Genomic DNA, 25,020 nt, shown 5'->3' on the forward strand with positions numbered 1-25,020 from the left:
GTCCTCCCGGCGGGAGGCGCGCAGCATCGGCACTCAGCCGAGCAACTTGAGTAGTCTGCCATACGAGGCACGTACCTGGCTAATCGGGCCGAAGAGAATACCCCGCCACGCTGCGTGGTCAAACCGCACCACGCGCGGGCGCGGCAAGGCCTCCGCCGCCGAGGGATCAGCGCGTCATGAGGTCAGACCTCGGCGAGCTGTCCTTCGGTCGCCGCCGTGACCGTACGGGCCGGAACGGCGCCGCGCAGGGTCAGCAGCATCGCCGCGGCCGTGGCCATCGAACCGACCGCGTAGGCGAGGCCCACGCGCAGGGCGATGTCCCCGGGCACCAGCGTGATGCCGAGCAGCACCGCGGTGCCGAACACCCAGCACACCAGCTGGGCCCGGTGCTTGTGCAGCACCATCTGGGCCTGGCCGAGCACCATGGCCAGCATGTAGCAGGTCGTCCCGATGGCGAACCAGAGGAAGTCGAGGCGGCCGAGCTGCCCGGGCTCCGCGCGGAACAGGACCTCGATGAGCCAGGGTCCGATCAGCACGGCCGGCACACCGCCGAGGGTGCCGAGTCCGAGCACCACCAGGCAGGCCTTGCGGAGCATCCGGGCGAAGCCCTGATGATCGCCGCCGGCCACCACGGTGGACAGCCCGGACAGCAGCGAGGCCTGCAGCGAGCCGAAGACGAAGAGCGGGATCCGGGCCAGCACCAGGGCGCTGAGCAGGCCCGCGATCAGTGCGGTACGGGTCGGCTCCAGCAGCTGCGTGCTCATCACCGCCGCGTTGACGACCACCTGCGCCAGCAGCGTGGAGGCGGTCAGCGGACCGAGGCCACGCACCAGCTCCCGGGTGGTGATCGGCCCGCCGGGCCGGGTCGCGGACCGGGTCGGGGACAGCGTGAGCAGCAGGGCGACGAACGGTGCCACGACGAGGATCAGGCTGAACGCGAGCGCCGAGTGCAGCCCGGCGACGGCGCAGGCGAAGGCCAGCACGATCCGCAGACCGCCGTCGATCGCGAGCTGGGTGCCGTACGCGGTGAACCGGCCGGTGCCGGCCAGGACGCCCCGGGTGAGGTAGCACAGGGCCATCCCGGTGAAGGCGGCGCCGAGTACGGCGACCATCGCCCGGTCGCCGCGGAACAGCCGGTCGGCGATCGGCCCCGCGAAGAGGGTGAGCGCGCCGAGGACCACGGCGAGGACACCCGCGGTGAGCAGCCCCGCCTTGCGGAGCACCGGTGCGGCGCCCTCACCGCGTACGGCGCGGGCGGCGACGATCCGGGTGAGCTCCTGCTCGATCGGGAAGAACAGGCCGATCCCGACGGACATCACCAGCGTCCACAGCACCGAGACCCCGGCCTTGTCGGCCGTCCCGAGGCTGTGTCCGGCCACCGCGAGGTGGATGTAGGAGGCGGCGCCGAGCACAGCGGTGCCCCCCGCGACCATGGCGGTCCCAGGGGGCAGGGCCTTGAGCAGTTTTGCTATCGGGTTCATGCCGTGGCTTTCATCGGCCGGACGCTCAGCGCGTGGCGTGGCGGAGCATGGCGCTGACACCGGGCCGGCCGGCCTTCATCGCGGCGCCGGGCAGCAGGGTGATCGCGTGCAGCCGGGAGGAGAGGTGCAGCCGGGACACCTTGGCGGCGCGCGGCCAGCCGTGTCGGTCCAGGCGGTCGGCGGTCTCCACGAAGAAACGCTTGGCCTCCTCGAAGCGGCGGCCCGTGTAGGCCGTCGCCGAGGACTCGCTCTCGGCGTGCCGACGGTAGCTGAAGCAGACCTCCGGCGTGGTGGCCAGGGTCTCCCCCGCCACCAGCAGGTCCACGACCAGGGCGAGGTCCTGGATCACGCCCAGGTCGGCCCGGAACGGGAAGCGCTTGATCGCCTCGGTGCGCCAGCAGATGGACGGGAAGTACAGCCAGTTCCCGCGCAGCAGGCTGGTGGCCAGCTCCTCGCCGCCGAGCAGGGCCCGGCCCGGGCCCTTGGGCGCGTACAGCTTGCGCTTGGTCCGGTCGGCCAGGGTGTCGTACGGGAGGCCGTCGGTGCCGATCACCTGGACGCCGGGCTGGATCATCGCCGCGGTCGGCTCCCGGTCGGCGGTCGCCCGCACCACCTGGAGGTAGTTCGGCTTCATGAGGTCGTCGCAGCCCATGAGCACGAGGTACTCGTACTCGGCGAGCTCGACGCAGCGGTTGAAGTTGCCGGTCACACCGAGGTTGCGCTCGTTGCGGAGGTAGCGGACCCGGGGGTCGGCGAGCTGCTCGAACCACTCGGGGACGCCCGGCTCGGTGCCGTCGTCGACGACGGTCAGCCGCCAGTCGTCGCCGTCCTGGGCCAGGACGCTGCGGACGGCGTCCTGCATCAGCGCGACATCGCCGTAGTACGGCAGGAGGAACTCGAAACGCGACATGTTCTCCGCCTAGGCCTTGGTCAGCTCGCGGTCGACCAGCTCGGCGGTGCGCTGCTGGAAGGCGGTGTACGCCGGGGTGCCGGGCGTGAAGGTCTTGAGCTCGCCGGGCATCCGGCGGATCATCGCGAGCAGCAGCACGAGGCCGGCGCGGGTGAGGTAGACCATCGCCCTGAACGGCGAGGCGCTCGGCCGGCCGGTGGTGCGTTCACGCATCGCCACGGGGATCTGACGCACGGTGAAGCCGGAGCGGGCGGCGCCCACCATGGACTCGATGGTGTCCCCGAGGTACTCCACGGGGTACCAGCGGGCGAAGAACTCTATGAGCGGCCGGTTGCAGGCGCGGAAGCCCGAGGTGGTGTCGGTGAGCTTGGTCCGGGTGATGCGCGACAGCACCACGGACAGCAGCGACATCGCCCACTTGCGCGGGCCGCGCACGGTGTAGTCGCCGTCGCCGGCGAAGCGGGCGCCTATGACCAGGTCGGCGTCGCCGACGGCGAGTCGCTCCAGCAGGGCCGGCACGTACGCCGGGTCGTGCTGGCCGTCGGCGTCCACCTGGATCGCCACGTCGTAGCCGTGCTGCTGCGCGTAGCGGTAGCCGAGCCGCATCGCGCCGCCGACACCGAGGTTGAAGGGCAGCTGGGCGACGGCCGAGCCGGCCGCACGGGCCACCTCGGCGGTGTTGTCCGCCGAGCCGTCGTCGACCACGAGGGTGTCCACGGAGGGCAGTTGCTGCTGGATCTCACGCAGGACGGACGGCAGCCCGTCCTCCTCGTTCCAGGCGGGAAGAATGATCAGAACGCGACGACCGTCGTTCACGAGTTCACCTGTGCCTCGATGGCGCCGGATTCCTCCGCGCGCGGCGACGTGCTGGGGTAACCGCCCTGCTGGACGAGGTGCGCGCGGATCAGCGCGACGTCCTCCGCCAGGGTGCGCGTCTCCGCCTCCAGCCGGCTGGTCTCCCAGCTGAGGTGCAGGCTCACCAGCAGGACCAGGACGAACCCGATGAAGAACACCAGGCTCACGCCGGATGCGACGCCGAGGCTCTTGGCCACCGGGTCCAGCAGGTCGGGGACGAACCCGAGCGGGGCGGCCAGCAATCCGATGGCGAGCCATATCGCCGCGTACTTCTCCCGCAGTTGCTGGCGGCGCAGCAGCTCGAGGATGTACCCCAGCACCAGAAGACCGGTGATGGAGGTCAGAACGGAGAGTCGCACAGCGGACGGCGCCTTTCGCGCGAAGGGGCCAACATCTTTATAGGAGAAGCATATGGCACGGCACATGACGCCAACGGGGCCCGAAAGGTTGCGTCCCGGGCCCCGTCGACGATGTGGACGTGGGGGTGATCAGCCGTGCCGGCTCAGCTCGTGGAGGGCGATCTCAGCAGATCAGCGAAGGCCGGGCGAGTGATCGCCTCGGCGAGCTGCGTCCGCCAGTCGGCCAACGGTTCGAGCCCCGCGGCCGACCAGCCGTCGTGAGCAAGGACACTGAAGGCCGGGCGCACGGCGGGGCGCACGAACGCCTCGGAGGTGGTCGGCCGGATCCGCTCGGGGTCGAGCCCGCTCAGCCGGTAGGCCTCGCGCGCCAGACCCATCCAGGTGGTCCGGCCGCTCGCGGTGCCGTGGTAGATCCCGCCCGGGGCCTTGCCCGCCAGCGCGGCGAGGCCCAGGTCGACGAGGTGGCGGGCCAGCGCGTAGGACCAAGTGGGCTGGCCGTGCTGGTCGTCGACCACGTCGAGGGTGTCCCGCAGGCCGGCCAGCTTCAGCATGGTGGCGACGAAGTTCGCCCCGTGCTCGCCGTACAGCCACGCGGTCCGCACGATGTAGCCGTCCCGCGGGAGCAGCTCGGCGACGGCCTGTTCACCGACCAGCTTCGAGCGCCCGTAGGCGTTGACGGGACCGGTCTCGGCGTCCTCGCGGTACGGCTGCGTGGCGTTGCCGGGCAGCACGTAGTCGGTGGAGACGTGCAGCAGGCGCGCGCCGGCGTCGACGCAGGCCGCGGCGAGGACGCGTACGCCGGTGCCGTTGACGGCGGTGGCGGCCTCCTCGGCGGTCTCGGCGCCGTCCACGTCGGTCCAGGCGGCGCAGTTGACGACGACCGCGGCACCCTCGACCGCGGCCCGGACGGCTGCCGGGTCGGTGATGTCGAGGTCGGCGCGGCGCAGGCCCTCGGCTTCGATGCCGGCGTCCTCGAGGACGGCCAGGACGTCCTGTCCGAGCATTCCGGCGGCACCGGTGACGAGCCAGCGGCCGGCTCGGGGGTCGGCGGTCACTTCTGCAGGGCCGCCTTCACCTTGAGCGGCTCCCACCAGGCACGGTTCTCGCGGTACCAGTCGATGGTGGCCTTGATGCCGTCCTCGAAGGTGACCTGCGGGGCGTAGCCGAGTTCGGCGCCGATCTTGCTGATGTCGATGGAGTAGCGCAGGTCGTGGCCCTTGCGGTCCTCGACGTGCTCGACCATGTCCCAGCCGAGGCCGGCGGCCTCCAGCAGGACACCGGTGAGCTCCTTGTTGGTGAGCTCGGTACCGCCGCCGATGTTGTAGACCTCGCCGGCCCGGCCCTTGCGCATGGCCAGGTCGATGCCGCGGCAGTGGTCGGAGACGTGCAGCCAGTCGCGGACGTTGCCGCCGTTGCCGTACAGCGGGACCTTCTTGCCGTCCATCAGGTTCGAGACGAACAGCGGGATGACCTTCTCCGGGAACTGGTAGTGCCCGTAGTTGTTGGAGCAGCGGGTGACCACCACGTCCATGCCGTGCGTGCGGGCGTAGGCCAGCGCCAGCAGGTCGGACGACGCCTTCGAGGCGGAGTACGGGGAGTTCGGCACCAGCGGCCACTCCTCCGTCCAGGAGCCCTCGGTGATCGAGCCGTAGACCTCGTCGGTGGAGATGTGGACGAAGCGGCCGACGCCGTGCTTGCGGGCGGAGTCGAGCAGCACCTGGGTGCCGACCACGTTGGTCATCACGAACGGGCCCGCGCCGGCGATCGAGCGGTCCACGTGGGACTCGGCCGCGAAGTGCACGACGACATCGTGACCGGGCATGACCTGGTCGACGGCGTCCGCGTCGCAGATGTCGCCCTTGACGAAGGTGTATCCGGGGTGGTCGGCGACCGGGGCGAGGTTCGCCTCGACGCCCGAGTACGTCAGCTTGTCGAAAACAGTGATCTGCGCCGTGGCATCAACAGCGAGCTGCTGGCGGACGAATTCTGAACCGATGAAGCCGGCGCCGCCGGTCACAAGAATGCGCATAATACGAAGAGTCTAGCGGTCCGCCCAACGTCACATGTGCTCAGCTCCGCTCCCCCACGCCCTCTCGCATAGGGTTCTCCCCATGCGTGGAATCCTCTTGGCCGGTGGCACCGGATCGCGACTCTGGCCGCTGACCCGGGCAGTCTCGAAGCAGCTGCTGCCCGTCTTCGACAAGCCGATGATCTATTACCCCCTTTCCACCCTGGTGATGGCGGGGATCAGTGAAATTCTGATCATCACCACCCCGGACGACCGCGAACAGTTCGAGCGACTGCTCGGCGACGGTTCGCAGTTCGGCCTGCGGCTGGAATACGCCGTCCAGGAGCGCCCGGAGGGCATCGCCCAGGCGTTCGTCCTCGGCGCCGACTTCATCGGTGACGAGTCCGTCGCCCTGATCCTCGGCGACAACATCTTCCACGGCAGTGGCCTCGGCACCCGCCTCGCCCAGCACACGGACGCCAAGGGCGGCCGCGTGTTCGCGTACCCGGTGGCCGACCCCACCGCCTACGGCGTGGTCGAGTTCGACGAGCACGGCCAGGCCATCTCCATCGAGGAGAAGCCGGAGAAGCCCAAGTCCCGCTACGCGGTGCCGGGTCTGTACTTCTACGACAACCAGGTCGTCGAGATCGCCAAGGGCCTGAAGCCCAGCGCCCGCGGCGAGCTGGAGATCACCGCCGTCAACGACGCGTACCTCCAGGCCGGCGAGCTCAACGTCACCATCCTCGACCGCGGTACCGCGTGGCTGGACACCGGCACCTTCGTCTCGATGGTGCAGGCCTCCGAGTTCGTCCGCGTGATCGAGGAGCGCCAGGGCTTCAAGATAGGTTGCATCGAGGAGGCGGCCTGGCGGGCCGGCCTGATCGACTCCGCGCAGCTGCGCGCGCTCGCCGAGCCGCTGACCAAGAGCGGCTACGGCGACTACCTGCTGATGCTGCTCGCCGAGGAGGACGCCCGATGAAGTTCCGCGAACTGTCCATCGCCGGCGCCTTCGAGGTCACCCCGCAGCTGCACGGCGACCCGCGCGGCCTGTTCACCGAGTGGTACCGCTTCGACCGGCTCGCCGAGGTCGTCGGCCACCCGCTGAACCTGGCGCAGGCGAACCTCTCGGTCTCCTCCGCAGGCGTGGTCCGCGGCATCCACTTCGCCGACGTACCGCGCGGCCAGGCCAAGTACGTGACCTGCGTACGCGGCGCCGTGCTCGACGTCATCGTCGACCTGCGGGTCGGCTCCCCCACCTTCGGCCGGTGGGAGGGTGTCCGCCTCGACGACGTGGACCGCCGCGCGGTCTACATCCCCGAGGGTCTCGGCCACGGCTTCTGCGCGCTGAGCGACGACGCGACCCTGTCGTACCTCTGCTCGGAGACGTACAACCCGACCGGCGAGCACTCGGTGCACCCGCTCGACCCCGACCTGGGCATCGAGTGGCCGGCCGACGTCCCGCTGCTCTCCGCCCGCGACGAGGCCGCCCCTTCGCTGGCCGAGGCCCTCGCGACCGGTCTGCTGCCCGACCACGCCGCTTGCGTGGAGTTCACCGAGTCCCTGCGCGTGAACTGACCCACCGCCGTACGTGGCCGAGGGCCGCACCCCGTCCGGGGTGCGGCCCTCGCTCGTACCCGGCCGGTGCCCCGTACGCGTACGAGCGGTGCCCGGACATGCCGAAGGGCCCCGTCCCACCGCCGAAGCGATGGGCCGGGGCCCTTCAGTGCAACTTGGTGCCCGGTGAACGGGCTACCAGGTCAGAGCACGAAATTACTTCGTGATCTTGGTGACCTGGCCGGCGCCCACGGTACGACCACCCTCACGGATGGCGAACTTCAGGCCCTCCTCCATGGCGACCGGCTGGATCAGCGCGACCGTCATCTCGGTGTTGTCGCCCGGCATGACCATCTCCGTGCCGGCCGGCAGGGTGACGACACCCGTGACGTCCGTGGTACGGAAGTAGAACTGCGGACGGTAGTTGTTGAAGAAGGGGGTGTGACGGCCACCCTCGTCCTTCGACAGGATGTAGGCCTGGGCCTCGAACTCGGTGTGCGGGGTGACCGAACCGGGCTTGATGATGACCTGGCCGCGCTCGACGTCCTCGCGCTTGATGCCACGGAGGAGCAGACCGACGTTCTCGCCCGCCTGGCCCTCGTCGAGGAGCTTGCGGAACATCTCGATACCGGTGACCGTGGTGGTGGTCTTGGTCTCCTTGATACCGATGATGTCGACGGTCTCGTTGACCTTCAGGACACCACGCTCGATACGGCCGGTGACGACGGTACCGCGACCGGTGATCGTGAAGACGTCCTCGACGGGCATGAGGAACGGCTTCTCGGTGTCACGCGGCGGGGTCGGGATGGCCTCGTCGACGGCGGTCATGAGGCCGAGAAGCTTCTCGCCCCACTCCTTGTCGCCCTCGAGAGCCTTCAGCGCGGAGACGCGGACGACCGGCAGGTCGTCGCCCGGGAACTCGTACTCGGAGAGGAGCTCACGGACCTCGAGCTCGACGAGCTCCAGGATCTCCTCGTCGTCCACCATGTCGGCCTTGTTCAGGGCGACGACGATGTACGGAACGCCGACCTGGCGGGCCAGGAGCACGTGCTCCTTGGTCTGCGGCATCGGGCCGTCGGTGGCGGCGACCACGAGGATCGCGCCGTCCATCTGCGCGGCACCGGTGATCATGTTCTTGATGTAGTCGGCGTGACCCGGGCAGTCGACGTGGGCGTAGTGACGCGCCTCGGTCTGGTACTCGACGTGCGCGATCGAGATGGTGATACCGCGCTGGCGCTCCTCAGGAGCCTTGTCGATCTGGTCGAAGGCCGAGGCCTCGTTCAGGTCCGGGTACGCGTCGTGCAGCACCTTGGTAATGGCGGCCGTGAGGGTCGTCTTACCGTGGTCAATGTGACCGATGGTGCCGATGTTGACGTGCGGCTTAGTCCGCTCGAACTTCGCCTTCGCCACGGGGTCCTCCTGGAGAGTGGTTCTGTACGCCTTACAGATCGGCGCCAGGTGATCTTTGCTGGAAAGCCGGTCCCTCCGGGGCAACGGAGTGTGACTCCTGTTGCCCCAGAGGCTCCGGTGACAAGCCTAAAGCGTGTACTCGGAAGAGTTACTCGCCCTTGGCCTTCGCGATGATCTCCTCGGCGACGTTCCGGGGAACCTCGGCGTAGGAGTCGAACTGCATCGAGTAGCTGGCGCGACCCGAGGTCTTGCTGCGGAGGTCTCCGACGTAGCCGAACATCTCCGAAAGGGGCACGAGGCCCTTCACGACGCGAGCACCGTGACGCTCCTCCATGGCCTGGATCTGGCCACGGCGGGAGTTGATGTCACCGATGACGTCACCCATGTAGTCCTCGGGCGTGGTGACCTCGACGGCCATCATCGGCTCAAGGAGCACGGGAGAAGCCTTGCGCGCGGCCTCCTTGAAGGCCTGCGAACCGGCGATCTTGAAGGCGAGCTCGGAGGAGTCGACCTCGTGGTAGCCACCGTCGAGAAGCGTGACGCGAACGCCAGTCATCTCGTAGCCGGCCAGGATGCCGAACTGCATGGCTTCCTGCGCACCGGCGTCGACCGAAGGGATGTACTCCTTCGGGACGCGTCCACCGGTGACCTTGTTCACGAACTCGTACGCCGGACCGTCGGTCTCGGTGATGGGCTCGATCGCGATCTGCACCTTGGCGAACTGACCGGTACCACCGGTCTGCTTCTTGTGCGTGTAGTCGTGACGCTCGACGGCCTTGCGGATCGTCTCGCGGTACGCGACCTGCGGCTTGCCGACGTTGGCCTCGACCTTGAACTCGCGCTTCATACGGTCGACCAGCACCTCGAGGTGCAGCTCGCCCATACCGCCGAGGATGGTCTGGCCCGTCTCCTCGTCCGAGTGAACGTGGAAGGAGGGGTCCTCCTCCGCGAGACGCTGGATGGCGACACCCAGCTTCTCCTGGTCACCCTTGGACTTGGGCTCGATGGCGACCTGGATGACCGGCGCCGGGAAGTCCATGGACTCCAGGATCACCTGGTTCTTGTCGTCACACAGCGTCTCACCGGTGGTGGTCTGCTTCAGGCCCATCACGGCGACGATGTCGCCGGCGCCCACCGAGTCGATCTCCTCACGCTTGTTCGCGTGCATGCGGTAGATCTTGCCGATGCGCTCCTTCTTGCCCTTGACGGAGTTCAGCACCGCGGTGCCGGCCTCCAGGCGGCCCGAGTAAACCCGGACGAAGGTGAGCTTGCCGAGGTGCGGGTCGCTCATGATCTTGAACGCGAGCGCGGCGAGGGGCTCCTCGTCGGACGGCTTGCGCTTCACGACGACCTCGGGGTCGCGGACGTCGTGGCCCTCGATGGCCTCGATGTCCAGCGGCGACGGCAGGTAGCGGACGACAGCGTCGAGCAGGGGCTGAACGCCCTTGTTCTTGAACGCCGTGCCACAGAACACCGCGGTGATCGTGGGCTCGCCCTTGCCCTTGCCGGAGTTCAGGATGATCCGACGGACGGCGGCGTGCAGCTGCTCGACGGAGGGCTCGTTGCCCTCGAGGAACAGCTCCATGATCTCGTCGTCGTTCTCGGCGACGGTCTCGACCAGCTTGCCGCGCCACTCTTCAGCGGCCTCGGTGTGCGTGGCCGGGATGTCGACGATGTCGTACATCTCGCCCTTGGTCGCCTCGGCGGACCAGACGAACGCCTTCATCGTGACGAGGTCGACGACACCCTGGAAGTCGGCCTCGGCACCGATGGGGAGCTGCATGACGATCGGAACCGCACCGAGGCGGTCCTTGATCATGTCGACGCAGCGGTGGAACTCGGCGCCGGTGCGGTCGAGCTTGTTGACGAAGCAGATACGCGGCACGCCGTAGCGGTCCGCCTGACGCCAAACGGTCTCGGACTGCGGCTCGACGCCGGCCACACCGTCGAAGACGGTGACGGCGCCGTCGAGGACGCGGAGCGAACGCTCCACCTCGACGGTGAAGTCGACGTGACCCGGGGTGTCGATGATGTTGATGGTGTGGTCAACATCTTCGAGCGGCCAGTGGCAGGTCGTAGCGGCAGACGTGATGGTGATACCACGCTCCTGCTCCTGCTCCATCCAGTCCATCGTGGCGGCGCCGTCGTGGACCTCACCGATCTTGTACGACACACCGGTGTAGAACAGGATGCGCTCGGTGGTGGTCGTCTTGCCCGCGTCGATGTGGGCCATGATCCCGATGTTGCGGACCTTGGCCAGGTCAAGCGAAGTGGTAGCCATAAGGCTTCGGTCTTCTCTCGGTCTCGATGTGGGGTGGGACTACCAGCGGTAGTGCGCGAAGGCCTTGTTGGACTCGGCCATCTTGTGCGTGTCCTCGCGCTTCTTGACGGCAGCGCCAAGACCGTTGGAGGCGTCGAGCAGCTCGTTCATGAGGCGCTCGGTCATGGTCTTCTCACGACGGGCGCGGGAGTAACCCACGAGCCAGCGGAGGGCCAGGGTCGACTGACGACCCGGCTTGACCTCGACGGGAACCTGGTAGGTCGCGCCACCGACACGGCGGGACTTGACCTCGAGGGACGGCTTGACGTTCTCCAGCGCGCGCTTCAGCGTGATGACCGGGTCGTTACCGGTCTTCTCGCGGAGGCCTTCCATGGCGCCGTAGACGATGCGCTCGGCGGTGGAGCGCTTGCCGTTCAGGAGGATCTTGTTGATGAGCGACGTCACCAGAGGAGATGCGTAGACCGGGTCGATGATGACCGGGCGCTTCGGGGCGGGGCCCTTACGAGGCATTCTTACTTCTCCTTCTTGGCGCCGTAGCGGCTGCGGGCCTGCTTGCGGTTCTTGACAGCCTGGGTGTCAAGCGCACCGCGGATGATCTTGTAACGAACACCCGGCAGGTCCTTCACACGGCCACCACGCACGAGCACGATCGAGTGCTCCTGCAGGTTGTGTCCCTCACCCGGAATGTAAGCGGTGACCTCGATGCCGGAGGTCAGACGCACACGCGCGACCTTACGGAGCGCCGAGTTCGGCTTCTTCGGGGTGGTCGTGAACACACGCGTGCAGACGCCGCGACGCTGGGGCGAAGCCTCGAGCGCGGGGGTCTTTGTCTTCTCGACCTTGTCCTGCCGGCCCTTACGGACCAGCTGCTGGATCGTAGGCACTACTTCTCCGGTTTCTGTGTGCCGTGTAGTGAAACTAACCTGGAACTTCCCCGACCCACGCGGTCGGGTGTGTCGAACACTGCACGCTTTCACCGAGGTGAGTCGGGCGCAGATTGCGGTGTGGTCTTCTCGGCTCTCCGCGGGGTCTTGAGCACACGCGGGAGCCCAGGGCACACCCCAGGCACAAGGTCAGAGCGTACCTACCTCACAGAGGTAGGTCAAAACAAATGCCCAGCACGAAAACACGCCGCGCGCAAGTGGGGAGCGGCCCGATCGGCCCTGTACGTGCCCCCGCGCCCTAAACTGACGGCTTGACCGGGCGCGGGGCGCCGACGAGTCGATCAGCAGGGAGCAGCACATTGGGGACCGTGGCACCCGAACCGACCACAGTCGACGCCCGCCTCCCCGCCCCCCGCAGACCCGCCCCGCACAGAACGGCCATCCGCCGGATCACCCGTTCCCGCGGTCCGCTGCTGGCCTTATTGATCGCCGCGGGTGCCTTCTGCGCGGCGTGGGTGGCCCGCGGCACCTTCCCCTTCGGGAACACGGGCCGGGCCCTGAACGACCAGGCCAACCAGTACGTGCCCTTCCACCGGGCGCTGTGGGACCTCGTCCACGGGCAGGCCGCCGGAGACCTGCTCTTCACCTGGCGCGGCGGATTCGGACAGCAGTTCCTCGCCGACTACCACACCTACCTCGGCAACCCCTTCTCCTGGCTGACCGTCCTGGTCCCCCGCGCCCACGTCGACCTCGCCGTCTTCGCGATCACCCCCCTCACGCTGGGTACCGCCGCGGCCGTGATGACGGTCTACCTCGGCAAGCTGCACCCCGGCCCGTGGTGGCAGCGGGGCGTGCTCGGAGCGACGTACGGCCTGTGCGGCTGGGCGCTCAGCGACGCCTCGTACATTCCCATGTGGCTCTGGGGCCTGGTCGCCTTCCCGATGCTCGGCATCGCCGTCGAGTGGTGCCTGGAGGAGCGCCGCTGGCCGGGCGTGGCCCTGCTGGTCGCGCTCGCCTGGTTCGGGAACTTCTACACCGCGATGATGGCCACGATGGCCGCCTGCGTCCTGCTGGCCGTCCGTATGACCACCCGCGACATGACGGCTCGGCAGCGGCTGCGCGCGCTGTGGCGGGCCGCGACGGCCACCGGCACCGGGATCCTGCTGACCCTGCCACTGCTCCTGCCGTCGTTCCTGGCCAGCGGGGCCGCGCAGCCCACCAGGGCCGCCGCCTTCGACCCCGTACGCATCGAGCTCTTCCTCGCCGGCATGCTCCCGGCCACGCACCTGTGGGGCGGCCGTCCCCGGCTCTACGTCGCCTCGCTCGGGCTCATCCTGGCCGGCAGCTTCGTGCTCAACACGCGGGTGGCGAAGCGGACCCGCCTGGTGTGGGTGACCGCGATCCTGCTCGTGGCCGCCTCCTTCCAGTTCCCGCCCACCCAGTACGTGTGGCACGGGCTGGCGGTGCCGAACGGCAACCCGTACCGGGAGGCCTTCGTCTTCAGCGGGATGGTCGTGGTCGTGGCCTGGCTGGCGCTGGCGAACCGGCCGCGCCCGCTGCACCTGGCCCTGGTCACCGCCCTCCTGGTGGCGGCCACCTTCGTCCTGCGGCGGGCCGACGACTTCGGCGGCTGGACCTGGCCGGCGGTGCTCGGCGGCGGCGCCCTCTCGCTGCTGGCCCTGGTCCTGCTCCGGCTCGGCGAGAAGCGCCGGTACCTGATCCCGGTGGCCGCCGCCCTGATGATCGGCGTGGTGTTCGCCGAGTCCACGGTGGCCGCCGCCAACGCGGACGCCCGCCGGGCCCGTGAGCGCTGGGCCAAGCCCGTCGCCACCTCGAACCGGTCGATCGGCAACCACGTCGAGGCCGTACGGGACGTGGCCGACTGGCCCGCCCACCGGACCGACTCGGGCGCCCCGCAGAGCGCGTACAACGACGCCCTGGCGCTCCGGGCGGAGGGGCCGCAGTACTACAGCAGCTACCTCCCCGCGGCCACGTACCAGGCCCTGGAGCCCCTGGGCTACGGCTTCAAGAACGACGGCCGGACCTTCTTCGGCGCCGACGACCCGGTGCTCGACGCGATCTTCTCGATCGGCGCCCGGGTCCGCACAGGGACCGCGCCGGGCACGTGGACGGCCTCGACGTTCCCCGCGCCCCCGCTGGTCACCGTCCGCGGCACGCCGTACACCTCCCCCAACCCGGCGGACAGCGTCTACGCCCGCCAGGAGAACGTCCTGGGCGCCACCGTCCACCAGGTCCCGCCCGTCACCCGCGGCGGCACCGCCACCGAGCAGACGTACGCCGCCCGCTGCACCCCGGGCTCCGAGGCCTACTGGTACTCCCCCGCCCTCTACGGCACCGTCCGCGCCGGCGACGGCCCCCGGCGGCTCCTGGAGGACCGGATGACCGGCGTGACCCCGCTGGGCACCGTGCCCGCCTCGGGCCGGGTCGACGTGACCGTGCAGACCCGTACGAAGGACGCGGACGCGGGCCCGTACCCGCTCGGCTGTCTGGACCGCGCGGCGCTCGACGGGGCCGTCCGGCACCTCACCGCCACCGGCGCCACCACGGTCCGGCCGGGCGGGCACACCGTCCGGGCCACCCTCCCCACGCCCGCCGGCGGCACGGCGGTCATCGCCACGACCGCCGTCCCCGGCTGGAGCTGCTCGGCCCCCGTCAAGCCCTTCCACGGCCTGCTGGCCGTGGACCTCCCGCCCGGCACCACCACGTTCTCCTGCACCTTCACCCCGAAGGGCCTGCACCCGGGCCTGGCAGGAGCGGCCCTGGCGCTCCTGACCCTGGCCGCCGTCCAGGCCTCGACCCGCCTGCGCCGCCGCCGCTGACGCCTGGTGCGCCCCCGGCTGCCGCCCGGCCGCCGGGAGCACAGCCCGACGGCCACCCCCCGTGGGAACGAAAAGGCCCCCCGCCGCTCCTCTCGGAGCGACGGGGGGCTTCTTCTTACGAGCTCTTAGCCGTTGTACGGGCCGTAGTCGTAGTCCTCCAGCGGGACAGCCTGGCCGGAGCCGGAGCCGAAGGGCGAGTAGTCGATGTCGTCGTAACCGACGGCCGAGTACATCGCTGCCTTGGCCTCTTCGGTGGGCTCCACCCGGATGTTGCGGTAGCGGGCGAGGCCCGTACCGGCCGGGATGAGCTTACCGATGATGACGTTCTCCTTGAGGCCGATGAGGCTGTCGGACTTGGCGTTGATCGCCGCATCCGTCAGGACTCGGGTCGTCTCCTGGAAGGAGGCGGCCGACAGCCAGGATTCCGTCGCCAGCGAGGCCTTGGTGATACCCATCAGCTGCGGACGGCCGGAGGCGGGGTGACCGCCCTCGGTGACCACACGACGGTTCTCGGTCTCGAACTTCGACCGCTCGACCAGCTCGCCCGGCAGGAGCTCCGCGTCGCCGGACTCGATGATCGTCACGCGGCGCAGCATCTGCCGGATGATGATCTCGATGTGCTTGTCGTGGATCGACACGCCCTGCGAGTTGTAGACCTTCTGGACTTCGCCGACCAGGTGGACCTGGACGGCACGCTGGCCGAGGATGCGCAGCACGTCGTGCGGGTTGGTGGCACCCATGGTGAGCTTCTGGCCCACCTCGACGTGGTCGCCCTCGTGCACGATGACCTTGGCGCGCTTCGAGATCGGGAACGCCGTCTCGTCGCTGCCGTCGTCGGGCGTGATGACGATCTTCTTCGTCTTCTCGGTCTCCTCGATCCGCACGCGACCGGCGGCCTCGGAGATCGGGGCGACACCCTTCGGGGTACGGGCCTCGAAGAGCTCGACGACACGCGGCAGACCCTGCGTGATGTCGTCACCGGCCACACCACCGGTGTGGAAGGTACGCATCGTCAGCTGGGTACCGGGCTCACCGATGGACTGGGCGGCGATGATGCCGACCGCCTCACCGATGTCGACCAGCTTGCCGGTGGCGAGCGAGCGTCCGTAGCAGAAGGCACAGGTGCCGACCGCGGACTCACAGGTCAGGACCGAGCGGGTCTTGACCTCCTCGACGCCGTTGGCGACCAGGGCGTCGATCAGGACGTCACCGAGGTCGACGTTGGCCGGCGCGATGACCTTGCCGTCGATGACGACGTCCTCGGCCAGCATGCGGGCGTAGATCGAGGTCTCGACGTCGTCGGCCTTGCGCAGCACGCCGTCCTCGCCGCGAACGGCGATCTTCAGCTTCAGACCGCGCTCGGTGCCACAGTCCTCCTCGCGGATGATCACGTCCTGCGAGACGTCCACCAGACGACGGGTCAGGTAACCCGAGTCGGCGGTACGCAGGGCGGTGTCCGCCAGACCCTTACGGGCACCGTGCGTGGAGATGAAGTACTCCAGAACGGTGAGGCCCTCACGGAAGGACGCCTTGATCGGACGCGGGATGGTCTCGTTCTTCGCGTTCGACACCAGACCACGCATACCGGCGATCTGTCGCATCTGCATCATGTTTCCTCGGGCACCCGAGTCAACCATCATGAAGATGGGGTTCGTCTTGGGGAAGTTCGCGTTCATCGCCTCGGCAACCTCGTTGGTCGCCTTGGTCCAGATCGCGATGAGCTCCTGCGTGCGCTCGTCCTTGGTGATCAGACCGCGCTCGTACTGCTTCTGGACCTTCTCGTCCATCGCCTCGTAGCCCGCGACGATGGCCTTCTTGGCCTCGGGCACGACGACGTCGGAGATGGCCACGGTGACGCCCGAACGGGTCGCCCAGTGGAAGCCGGCCGCCTTCAGGTTGTCGAGCGTCGCCGCCACGATGACCTTGGGGTAGCGCTCCGCCAGGTCGTTGACGATCTCGGAGAGCTGCTTCTTGCCCACCGAGTAGTCGACGAACGGGTAGTCCTCGGGCAGCAGCTCGTTGAAGAGCGCGCGACCCAGGGTCGTCTTCAGACGGAAGCTGTCGCCCGGCTGGAACTCCTGCTCGCCCTCTTCGGCGACCGGCGCCACCCAGCCGCGCGGCGGGATGGTGCCCACCGGGAAGCGGATGTCGACGGACGACTGGAGCGCGAGCTCGCCGTTGTCGAACGCCATGGTCGCCTCGGCCGTGGAGCCGAACGCGCGGCCCTCGCCCTTGGTGTCACGGAGCTCACCGTCGGTGGTCAGGAAGAACAGACCGAGGACCATGTCCTGGGTCGGCATCGTGACCGGACGGCCGTCGGCCGGCTTGAGGATGTTGTTCGAGGACAGCATCAGGATGCGGGCCTCGGCCTGCGCCTCCGCGGAGAGCGGCAGGTGCACGGCCATCTGGTCACCGTCGAAGTCCGCGTTGAACGCGGTGCAGACGAGCGGGTGGATCTGGATGGCCTTGCCTTCGACCAGCTGGGGCTCGAAGGCCTGGATGCCGAGGCGGTGCAGCGTGGGCGCACGGTTCAGCAGGACCGGGTGCTCGGCGATGACCTCTTCGAGGACGTCGTAGACGACCGTGCGGCCGCGCTCGACCATCCGCTTGGCGCTCTTGATGTTCTGCGCGTGGTTCAGGTCGACCAGGCGCTTCATCACGAACGGCTTGAAGAGCTCCAGCGCCATGGCCTTGGGGAGACCGCACTGGTGCAGCTTCAGCTGCGGACCGACGACGATCACGGAACGCGCGGAGTAGTCCACACGCTTACCGAGAAGGTTCTGACGGAATCGACCCTGCTTACCCTTCAGCATGTCGCTGAGGGACTTCAGGGGACGGTTACCGGGACCGGTCACCGGACGACCACGACGACCGTTGTCGAAGAGGGCGTCCACGGCCTCCTGAAGCATGCGCTTCTCGTTGTTCACGATGATCTCGGGGGCACCGAGGTCGAGGAGACGCTTCAGACGGTTGTTGCGGTTGATCACGCGGCGGTACAGGTCGTTCAGGTCGGAGGTCGCGAAGCGGCCACCGTCCAGCTGCACCATCGGACGCAGGTCCGGCGGGATCACCGGCACGCAGTCCAGAACCATGCCCTTGGGCTTGTTGCTGGTCTGCAGGAACGCGGAGACGACCTTGAGGCGCTTGAGCGCACGGGTCTTCTTCTGGCCCTTACCGGTACGGATGATCTCGCGGAGGCGCTCGGCCTCCTCCTCGAGGTCGAAGGACTCCAGGCGCTTCTGCAGCGCGGCGGCGCCCATGCAACCGTCGAAGTACGTGCCGAAGCGGTCACGCAGCTCGCGGTAGAGGAGCTCGTCGCCCTCCAGGTCCTGGACCTTGAGGTTCTTGAAGCGGGCCCACACCTCGTCGAGGCGGTCGATCTCGCGCTGGGCGCGGTCACGGAGCTGCTTCATCTCACGCTCGGCACCTTCGCGCACCTTGCGGCGTACGTCGGCCTTCGCGCCCTCGGCCTCGAGCTCGCCCAGGTCGGTCTCGAGCTTCTTGGCACGGCCTTCGAGGTCCGCGTCACGGCGGTTCTCGATCTGCTGGCGCTCGACGGAGACGTGCGCCTCCAGCGACGGGAGGTCGCGGGTGCGACGCTCGTCGTCGACGAACGTGATCATGTACGCGGCGAAGTAGATGACCTTCTCGAGGTCCTTCGGCGCGAGGTCCAGCAGGTATCCGAGGCGCGACGGGACGCCCTTGAAGTACCAGATGTGGGTGACGGGAGCGGCAAGCTCGATGTGGCCCATCCGCTCACGGCGCACCTTGGCGCGCGTGACCTCGACGCCACAACGCTCACAGATGATGCCCTTGAAGCGGACACGCTTGTACTTGCCGCAGTAGCACTCCCAGTCCCGGGTAGGACCGAAGATCTTCTCGCAGAAGAGTCCGTCCTTCTCGGGCTTGAGGGTGCGGTAGTTGATGGTCTCCGGCTTCTTGACCTCGCCGTGCGACCAGGTTCGGATGTCGTCCGCGGTGGCAAGGCCGATCCGCAGCTCGTCGAAGAAGTTGACGTCGAGCACTGTGCGTCAATCCCTCTTTCGGGGTCGAGTCTCAATCATGGTCTGAACGGTCCCGGGGATGACGGGGGGCTCTTGAGCGAGCCCCCCGTCAGGCCCGTCAGACCTCTTCGACGCTGCTCGGCTCGCGCCGGGACAGGTCGATACCGAGCTCCTCCGCCGCGCGGAAGACGTCCTCGTCGGTGTCGCGCATCTCGATGGACATGCCGTCCGAGGACAGCACCTCCACGTTGAGGCAGAGCGACTGCATTTCCTTGATGAGCACCTTGAAGGACTCGGGAATGCCCGGCTCGGGGATGTTCTCGCCCTTGACGATGGCCTCGTAGACCTTCACGCGGCCGGTGACGTCGTCGGACTTGATGGTCAGCAGCTCCTGGAGGGCGTAAGCGGCGCCGTAAGCCTCGAGCGCCCACACCTCCATCTCACCGAAGCGCTGGCCACCGAACTGCGCCTTACCACCCAGCGGCTGCTGCGTGATCATCGAGTACGGACCGGTCGACCGAGCGTGGAGCTTGTCGTCGACCAGGTGGTGGAGCTTGAGGATGTACATGTACCCGATCGAGATCGGGTCCGGGAACGGCTCGCCGGAGCGGCCGTCGAACAGGCGCGCCTTACCGGACGGGAGGACCAGGCGGTCACCGTCGCGGTTCGGGATGGTGTGCTCGAAGAGGCCGGCGAGCTCATCCTCGCGGGCACCGTCGAACACGGGGGTGGCGACGTTGGTACCGGGCTCGACGCGGTCGGCCCCGATGACCTTCAGACGCTCGGCCCACTCCTCGCCGAGCCCGGAGACGTCCCAGCCGCGGCTGGCGAGCCAGCCGAGGTGGATCTCCAGGACCTGTCCCGGGTTCATTCGGGACGGGACACCCAGCGGGTTCAGGATGATGTCGACCGGCGTGCCGTCCTCAAGGAAGGGCATGTCCTCGATCGGAAGGATCTTGGAGATGACACCCTTGTTGCCGTGACGGCCGGCGAGCTTGTCACCGTCGGTGATCTTGCGCTTCTGGGCGACGTAGACGCGGACCAGCTGGTTCACGCCCGGAGGAAGCTCGTCGCCCTCCTCGCGGTCGAAGACGCGGACACCGATGACCTTGCCGATCTCACCGTGAGGGACCTTGAGCGAGGTGTCACGCACCTCGCGGGCCTTCTCACCGAAGATCGCGCGGAGCAGACGCTCCTCCGGGGTCAGCTCGGTCTCACCCTTGGGCGTGACCTTGCCGACCAGGATGTCGCCGGCGACGACGTCCGCACCGATGCGGATGATGCCGCGCTCGTCGAGGTCGGCGAGGACCTCCTCGGAGACGTTCGGGATGTCCCGGGTGATCTCCTCGGGGCCCAGCTTCGTGTCACGGGCGTCGACCTCGTGCTCCTCGATGTGGATCGAGGAGAGGACGTCGTCCTGTACGAGGCGCTGCGACAGGATGATCGCGTCCTCGTAGTTGTGACCTTCCCAGGGCATGAACGCCACGAGCAGGTTCTTGCCGAGGGCCATTTCGCCCTCTTCGGTCGCGGGACCGTCGGCGAGGACCTGGGACTCGATGATCCGGTCACCCTCGTTGACGATGACCTTCTGGTTGACCGAGGTGCCCTGGTTCGAGCGGGAGAACTTGGCGACGCGGTACGTGGTGTACGTGCCGTCGTCGTTGGCGACGGTGATGTAGTCGGCCGAGACCTCCTGGACGACACCGTCCTTCTCCGCACGGATCGAGTCACCGGCGTCGACCGCACAGCGGTACTCCATGCCGGTGCCGACGAGCGGGGCCTCCGCCTTGATGAGCGGAACGGCCTGGCGCATCATGTTCGCGCCCATGAGGGCACGGTTGGCGTCGTCGTGCTCCAGGAAGGGGATCATCGCGGTCGCGACGGACACCATCTGGCGCGGGGAGACGTCCATGTAGTCGACGTCGTCGCCGGCGATGTAGTCGATCTCGCCGCCACGACGACGCACCAGCACGCGGTTCTCGGTGAAGCGCATGTCCTCGGACAGGCCGGCGTTGGCCTGGGCGATGACGAAGCGGTCTTCCTCGTCGGCCGTGAGGTAGTCGACCTCGTCGGTGACGACACCGTCGATGACCTTGCGGTACGGGGTCTCGACGAAACCGAACGCGTTGACGCGACCGTAGGAGGCGAGCGAGCCGATCAGACCGATGTTCGGGCCTTCAGGGGTCTCGATCGGGCACATGCGGCCGTAGTGCGACGGGTGGACGTCACGGACCTCGAAGCCGGCCCGCTCACGGGACAGACCGCCGGGGCCCAGTGCCGACAGGCGGCGCTTGTGGGTCAGGCCCGAGAGCGGGTTGTTCTGGTCCATGAACTGCGACAGCTGGCTGGTGCCGAAGAACTCCTTGATGGAGGCGACGACCGGCCGGATGTTGATCAGGGTCTGCGGCGTGATGGCCTCGACGTCCTGGGTCGTCATGCGCTCGCGGACGACGCGCTCCATACGAGCCAGACCCGTGCGGACCTGGTTCTGGATGAGCTCGCCGACGTTGCGCAGACGACGGTTGCCGAAGTGGTCGATGTCGTCGGTCTCGACGACGATCGAACGGCCGGACTCACCGGTGGTCTCGGTCTCGCCGGCGTGCAGCTTGACCAGGTACTTGATGGTCGCGATGACGTCGTCGGTGGTGAGCACACCGGCGTCGAGCGGCTCGTCGGCGCCGAGCTTCTTGTTCACCTTGTAGCGGCCGACCTTGGCGAGGTCGTAGCGCTTCGGGTTGAAGTAGAGGTTCTCGAGCAGCGTCTGAGCGGCCTCGCGGGTCGGCGGCTCGCCCGGACGCAGCTTGCGGTAGATGTCGAGCAGCGCGTCGTCCTGGCCCTGGGTGTGGTCCTTCTCCAGGGTGGCGCGCATGGACTCGTACTCGCCGAACTCCTCGAGGATCTGCTCGGTGGTCCAGCCGAGAGCCTTCAGGAGGACGGTGACGGACTGCTTGCGCTTACGGTCGATGCGGACGCCGACCATGTCGCGCTTGTCGATCTCCATCTCCAGCCAGGCACCCCGGGACGGGATGATCTTGGCGGAGAAGATGTCCTTGTCGGACGTCTTGTCGATGGAGGAGTCGAAGTAGACACCGGGGGAGCGGACAAGCTGCGACACGACGACACGCTCGGTGCCGTTGATGACGAAGGTGCCCTTGTTGGTCATGAGCGGGAAGTCGCCCATGAAGACCGTCTGAGACTTGATCTCTCCGGTCTCGTTGTTCGTGAACTCGGCCGTGACGAACAGCGGAGCCGCGTACGTGAAGTCGCGCTCCTTGCACTCGTCGACAGAGTTCTTCGCCGGCTCGAAACGGTGGTCGCGGAAGGTCAGCGACATCGACCCGGAGAAGTCCTCGATCGGCGAGATCTCCTCGAAGATCTCTTCCAGACCGGACTTGGTGGGGACGTCCTGTCCACTCTCAAGCGCCGACTCGACGCGAGACTTCCAGGCGGCATTGCCGAGAAGCCAGTCAAAGCTCTCGGTCTGCAGCGCCAGGAGGTTCGGAACCTCGAGGGGCTCCTTGATCTTTGCAAAGGAGATGCGCAGCGGGGCGGTGCTGGCACCGTTGTTCGTATTGGTCGAGGCGTTGCGCGAGGCGGCCAAGAGGGGGTCCTTCCGAGGGCTCGGACTCACTACGCGCGTACCGGTCCCAGCAGACACAGAAGACAAGCCCCCCAAATCCAACCGAAAAGGCCAGGTCAGGGTGGATCAATCAAGTGTGCTCAAGCGTGGGCATGTCCCTGGCGACGGGCAGGGGACAGCTAACAGGCAGCGCAAAGGGTCAGTGTAGCCACTCGGCTCACTGATGTCCAGACCAGGTTTCCGGAAACCGGCAACAGGCCTTCCCCATGTCGTTCAACCAACACCGTGTCCAACGCTGCGGCGCCCGTACTCGTACACAGAGCGCGTATCAGTACTGCCCTCTTCGTAGTCGATCCATGCCTCGGATCTCGGATCGAGGTGGTCGACCTCTCGACGGGTCTGAGAATGCTGCGCCGCGTCCCGTTCGTCAAGGCCCCCTGCTCCGAGCGGATCATCTTCGGACCCTGCGTCGGGGCAACGATGATCACCCTACTCCCCAACGAGAGCAGGGCAAATCAGGCACTGCGGGTACGCCAAAGGGCGACCACCCTTACGGGTGATCGCCCTTGGTTGAGGCCCCAGAGGGGCCTCAGAGGTGTTACTTGACCTCGACCGAGGCGCCGGCGCCCTTGAGGGCCTCGGCGGCCTTGTCAGCGGCCTCCTTGGCGACCTTCTCGAGGACGGGCTTCGGCGCACCGTCGACGAGGTCCTTGGCCTCCTTCAGGCCCAGGGAGGTCAGCTCACGCACGACCTTGATGACCTGGATCTTCTTGTCACCGGCGGCGGTGAGGACGACGTCGAACTCGTCCTGCTCCTCGGCGGCGGCACCGGCGTCGCCACCAGCGACACCCGCGGGGGCAACGGCGACGGCCGCGGCGGCGGTGACGTCGAACTTCTCCTCGAAGGCCTTCACGAACTCGGAGAGCTCGATGAGGGTCATCTCCTCGAACTGGGCGAGGAGGTCGTCCTGAGAGAGCTTCGCCATGATGGGCGATCCTTCCACTAATTCGGCAGGTGCCGATATGTCTAAAGAGGCGGGCGTAACGGCCCGCTACGACCCGCGCACTAGGCGGCGCGGATCAGTGCGCGAGCCGAATTACTCGGCACCGCCCTGCTCGGCGAGCTTGACGCGAAGCGCTTCCGCGGTGCGGACGAACTTCGACGGCAGCGCCTGGAAGAGCGAGGCAGCCTGAGACTGCTTGCCCTTGAACGCGCCGGCCAGCTTGCTGAGCAGAACCTCGCGGGACTCGAGGTCCGCAAGCTTCTTGATGTCATCGGCGGAGAGCGCCTTACCATCAAGGACACCCGCCTTGATGATCAGGTTGGGGTTTTCCTTGGCGAAGTCACGCAGGCTCTTCGCCGACTCCACCGGGTCACCGGTGATGAAGGCGACCGCGGTCGGACCAGCGAAGTGCTCGTCCAGCGCGGTGATCCCGGCCTGGTTGGCCGCAATCTTGGTCAGCGTGTTCTTCACCACGGCGTACTGGGCGTTCTCACCAAGGGAGCGACGCAGCGTCTTGAGCTGCGCGACGGTGAGACCCCGGTACTCGGTCAGCACGGCGGCGTTCGAGCTCTGGAACGCGTCCTTGAGCTCGGCTACCGATGCAGCCTTGTTGGGCGTCGGCATGGTGCGTTCGCCTCCTTCCGGGTGATGAGGACCGCTCAGAAGGGGCTGAACAAAAAACGCCCCGGCGCAGGCGCCAGGGCGTGGCTCGACCGGAACGAATTCCGGGAACCTTCCACAGTCACCTACGCGGGTCGTCCGCATTCAACGGATCCTTCGGCCACCGAACCCTTGCGGGCACGGCAACGACCAGCGGTCTTTGGCTTCTGGGGAAGACTACGTGAAGGGGTGCAGCCGAGGCAAATCGCCTCAGGAGTCGAGGTCAGGGCCCGCCCGGTCCGGCGCCCCGGAGCTCCTTGTCGGCCTCCCGGCAGCCGCACTGACGGTGTCGGGGCGGACGTGAGCCCCGTCCCAGGGCCGTTCCAGGCCCGTGTGCCCCCGACACGGCAGCGGGCCCCCCGCCACCCTGTGAAGGGGGCGAGGGGCCCGCTGAGCCACTCGATGAGCCGTCAGGCTCAGACAGCAGCCGGGTCTTCCTCGACGAGGAGGTTCCGGGTGCGGTTCGGGTCCAGGTGGATGCCGGGGCCCATGGTGGTGCTGATGGCGGCCTTCTTGATGTAGCGGCCCTTCGCGGCGGACGGCTTCAGACGAAGGATCTCGTCCAGGGCCGCGCCGTAGTTCTCGACCAGCTTGTCATCGGAGAAGGAGACCTTGCCGATGATGAAGTGCAGGTTCGAGTGCTTGTCGACGCGGAACTCGATCTTGCCACCCTTGATCTCGGTGACAGCCTTCGCGACGTCCATCGTGACGGTGCCGGTCTTCGGGTTCGGCATCAGGCCACGGGGACCGAGCACGCGGCCGAGGCGGCCGACCTTGCCCATGAGGTCCGGGGTGGCCACAACGGCGTCGAACTCGTTCAGGCGGTTGCCCTTGGCGATCTCGTTGATCAGCTCGTCGTCGCCGACAATGTCGGCGCCGGCGGCTTCCGCGGCCGCAGCACGGTCACCGGTCGCGAAGACCAGGACCCGGGCGGTCTTGCCGGTGCCGTGCGGGAGGTTCACGGTGCCACGGACCATCTGGTCGGCCTTGCGCGGGTCGACACCCAGGCGGAAGGCGACCTCGACGGTGCCGTCGAACTTGGTCGTGGAGGTCTCCTTGGCGAGACGGACGGCCTCGAGCGGGGCGTACAGCTTCTCCCGGTCGACCTTGGCGTCCGCAGCGCGGAGAGTCTTGCTGCGCTTCACTTCTGCTCCTGTATTTCGGCTTCAGGCATGGAGTCGTGGTGCGGAC

Annotated in this window: 18 protein-coding genes; 3 read left to right on the top strand and 15 right to left on the bottom strand. The window is 67.9% G+C overall.

All coding sequences use genetic code 11. From position 1 onward, the window contains the following. Positions 1-182 precede the first annotated feature (182 nt). The 6 genes from ACGFYY_RS19940 to rfbB form a co-directional block, all read right to left on the bottom strand. Entirely contained in the window at positions 183-1,481 is a 1,299-nt protein-coding gene (locus tag ACGFYY_RS19940) for a lipopolysaccharide biosynthesis protein (RefSeq protein WP_393710952.1), read from the bottom strand. Positions 1,482-1,506: 25 nt separating this feature from the next. Continuing rightward, positions 1,507-2,391, bottom strand: a complete 885-nt coding sequence (locus ACGFYY_RS19945; protein WP_365267914.1) for a glycosyltransferase — start codon at positions 2,389-2,391, stop codon at positions 1,507-1,509. Between the two features lie 9 nt (positions 2,392-2,400). Then, positions 2,401-3,207 carry a glycosyltransferase family 2 protein gene (locus tag ACGFYY_RS19950; RefSeq protein ID WP_393710954.1) on the bottom strand — a complete coding sequence of 269 codons (807 nt, stop codon included), beginning with the start codon at positions 3,205-3,207 and terminating at the stop codon, positions 2,401-2,403. Next, entirely contained in the window at positions 3,204-3,605 is a 402-nt protein-coding gene (locus ACGFYY_RS19955; RefSeq protein ID WP_365267911.1) for a DUF2304 domain-containing protein, read from the bottom strand. Before ACGFYY_RS19955 ends, ACGFYY_RS19950 begins: the two co-directional genes overlap by 4 nt. A gap of 143 nt (positions 3,606-3,748) precedes the next feature. Further along, on the bottom strand, positions 3,749-4,660 hold the full coding sequence (gene rfbD / locus ACGFYY_RS19960; RefSeq protein WP_393710956.1) for a dTDP-4-dehydrorhamnose reductase: 912 nt from the start codon (positions 4,658-4,660) through the stop codon (positions 3,749-3,751). Further along, positions 4,657-5,634 carry a dTDP-glucose 4,6-dehydratase gene (gene rfbB, locus ACGFYY_RS19965; RefSeq protein ID WP_365267908.1) on the bottom strand — a complete coding sequence of 326 codons (978 nt, stop codon included), beginning with the start codon at positions 5,632-5,634 and terminating at the stop codon, positions 4,657-4,659. Before rfbB ends, rfbD begins: the two co-directional genes overlap by 4 nt. 82 nt (positions 5,635-5,716) lie before the next feature. Between rfbB and rfbA the strand changes: the two genes are divergently transcribed. Next, positions 5,717-6,592: a glucose-1-phosphate thymidylyltransferase RfbA gene (rfbA, locus tag ACGFYY_RS19970; protein ID WP_365267907.1), complete on the top strand. Its 876-nt coding sequence runs from the start codon at positions 5,717-5,719 to the stop codon at positions 6,590-6,592. After that, a complete protein-coding gene (gene rfbC / locus ACGFYY_RS19975) occupies positions 6,589-7,188 on the top strand; it encodes a dTDP-4-dehydrorhamnose 3,5-epimerase (protein ID WP_365267905.1) in 600 nt (199 codons plus the stop codon). Before rfbA ends, rfbC begins: the two co-directional genes overlap by 4 nt. 195 nt (positions 7,189-7,383) lie before the next feature. On the opposite strand, the gene tuf is transcribed toward rfbC, so the two are convergent. From tuf to rpsL, 4 genes are all read right to left on the bottom strand, one after another. After that, entirely contained in the window at positions 7,384-8,577 is a 1,194-nt protein-coding gene (gene tuf / locus ACGFYY_RS19980; protein WP_365267903.1) for an elongation factor Tu, read from the bottom strand. Positions 8,578-8,725: 148 nt separating this feature from the next. After that, the gene (gene fusA / locus ACGFYY_RS19985; RefSeq protein WP_202200162.1) at positions 8,726-10,858 is read right to left on the bottom strand and encodes an elongation factor G; all 2,133 of its coding nucleotides are present in this window, start codon (positions 10,856-10,858) and stop codon (positions 8,726-8,728) included. Positions 10,859-10,897: 39 nt separating this feature from the next. Then, positions 10,898-11,368, bottom strand: coding sequence for a 30S ribosomal protein S7 (gene rpsG, locus ACGFYY_RS19990; protein WP_007265894.1), 471 nt, complete (start codon positions 11,366-11,368; stop codon positions 10,898-10,900). A gap of 2 nt (positions 11,369-11,370) precedes the next feature. Beyond that, the gene (rpsL, locus tag ACGFYY_RS19995) at positions 11,371-11,742 is read right to left on the bottom strand and encodes a 30S ribosomal protein S12 (RefSeq protein ID WP_007265893.1); all 372 of its coding nucleotides are present in this window, start codon (positions 11,740-11,742) and stop codon (positions 11,371-11,373) included. Positions 11,743-12,110: 368 nt separating this feature from the next. Here rpsL and ACGFYY_RS20000 point away from each other — a divergent pair, with 368 nt between their 5' ends. Then, a complete protein-coding gene (locus ACGFYY_RS20000; RefSeq protein ID WP_393710960.1) occupies positions 12,111-14,582 on the top strand; it encodes a YfhO family protein in 2,472 nt (823 codons plus the stop codon). Positions 14,583-14,707: 125 nt separating this feature from the next. Here ACGFYY_RS20000 and ACGFYY_RS20005 read toward each other — a convergent pair whose 3' ends face one another. The 5 genes from ACGFYY_RS20005 to rplA form a co-directional block, all read right to left on the bottom strand. Next, on the bottom strand, positions 14,708-18,607 hold the full coding sequence (locus tag ACGFYY_RS20005; protein WP_030725970.1) for a DNA-directed RNA polymerase subunit beta': 3,900 nt from the start codon (positions 18,605-18,607) through the stop codon (positions 14,708-14,710). 97 nt (positions 18,608-18,704) lie between these two features. Continuing rightward, on the bottom strand, positions 18,705-22,187 hold the full coding sequence (rpoB, locus tag ACGFYY_RS20010) for a DNA-directed RNA polymerase subunit beta (protein WP_030008451.1): 3,483 nt from the start codon (positions 22,185-22,187) through the stop codon (positions 18,705-18,707). 577 nt (positions 22,188-22,764) lie between these two features. After that, positions 22,765-23,151 (bottom strand): 50S ribosomal protein L7/L12, encoded by a 387-nt coding sequence (gene rplL, locus ACGFYY_RS20015; RefSeq protein ID WP_150258766.1) that lies wholly within the window; start codon positions 23,149-23,151, stop codon positions 22,765-22,767. Between the two features lie 111 nt (positions 23,152-23,262). Further along, on the bottom strand, positions 23,263-23,793 hold the full coding sequence (gene rplJ / locus ACGFYY_RS20020) for a 50S ribosomal protein L10 (protein WP_054222541.1): 531 nt from the start codon (positions 23,791-23,793) through the stop codon (positions 23,263-23,265). A gap of 452 nt (positions 23,794-24,245) precedes the next feature. Beyond that, positions 24,246-24,974 carry a 50S ribosomal protein L1 gene (gene rplA / locus ACGFYY_RS20025; RefSeq protein ID WP_365267887.1) on the bottom strand — a complete coding sequence of 243 codons (729 nt, stop codon included), beginning with the start codon at positions 24,972-24,974 and terminating at the stop codon, positions 24,246-24,248. Positions 24,975-25,020: the final 46 nt, after the last annotated feature.

Source organism: Streptomyces sp. NPDC048331 (assembly GCF_043201215.1).
Taxonomy (GTDB): domain Bacteria; phylum Actinomycetota; class Actinomycetes; order Streptomycetales; family Streptomycetaceae; genus Streptomyces.

Bases quoted from the DNA above. Each gene is read 5' to 3' on its own strand.
- ACGFYY_RS19940 (WP_393710952.1), bottom strand. From the start codon at position 1,481: ATGAACCCGATAGCAAAACTGCTCAAGGCCCTGCCCCCTGGGACCGCC.
- ACGFYY_RS19945 (WP_365267914.1), bottom strand. From the start codon at position 2,391: ATGTCGCGTTTCGAGTTCCTCCTGCCGTACTACGGCGATGTCGCGCTG.
- rfbB (WP_365267908.1), bottom strand. From the start codon at position 5,634: ATGCGCATTCTTGTGACCGGCGGCGCCGGCTTCATCGGTTCAGAATTC.
- rfbA (WP_365267907.1), top strand. From the start codon at position 5,717: ATGCGTGGAATCCTCTTGGCCGGTGGCACCGGATCGCGACTCTGGCCG.
- rfbC (WP_365267905.1), top strand. From the start codon at position 6,589: ATGAAGTTCCGCGAACTGTCCATCGCCGGCGCCTTCGAGGTCACCCCG.
- fusA (WP_202200162.1), bottom strand. From the start codon at position 10,858: ATGGCTACCACTTCGCTTGACCTGGCCAAGGTCCGCAACATCGGGATC.
- rpsG (WP_007265894.1), bottom strand. From the start codon at position 11,368: ATGCCTCGTAAGGGCCCCGCCCCGAAGCGCCCGGTCATCATCGACCCG.
- rplL (WP_150258766.1), bottom strand. From the start codon at position 23,151: ATGGCGAAGCTCTCTCAGGACGACCTCCTCGCCCAGTTCGAGGAGATG.
- rplJ (WP_054222541.1), bottom strand. From the start codon at position 23,793: ATGCCGACGCCCAACAAGGCTGCATCGGTAGCCGAGCTCAAGGACGCG.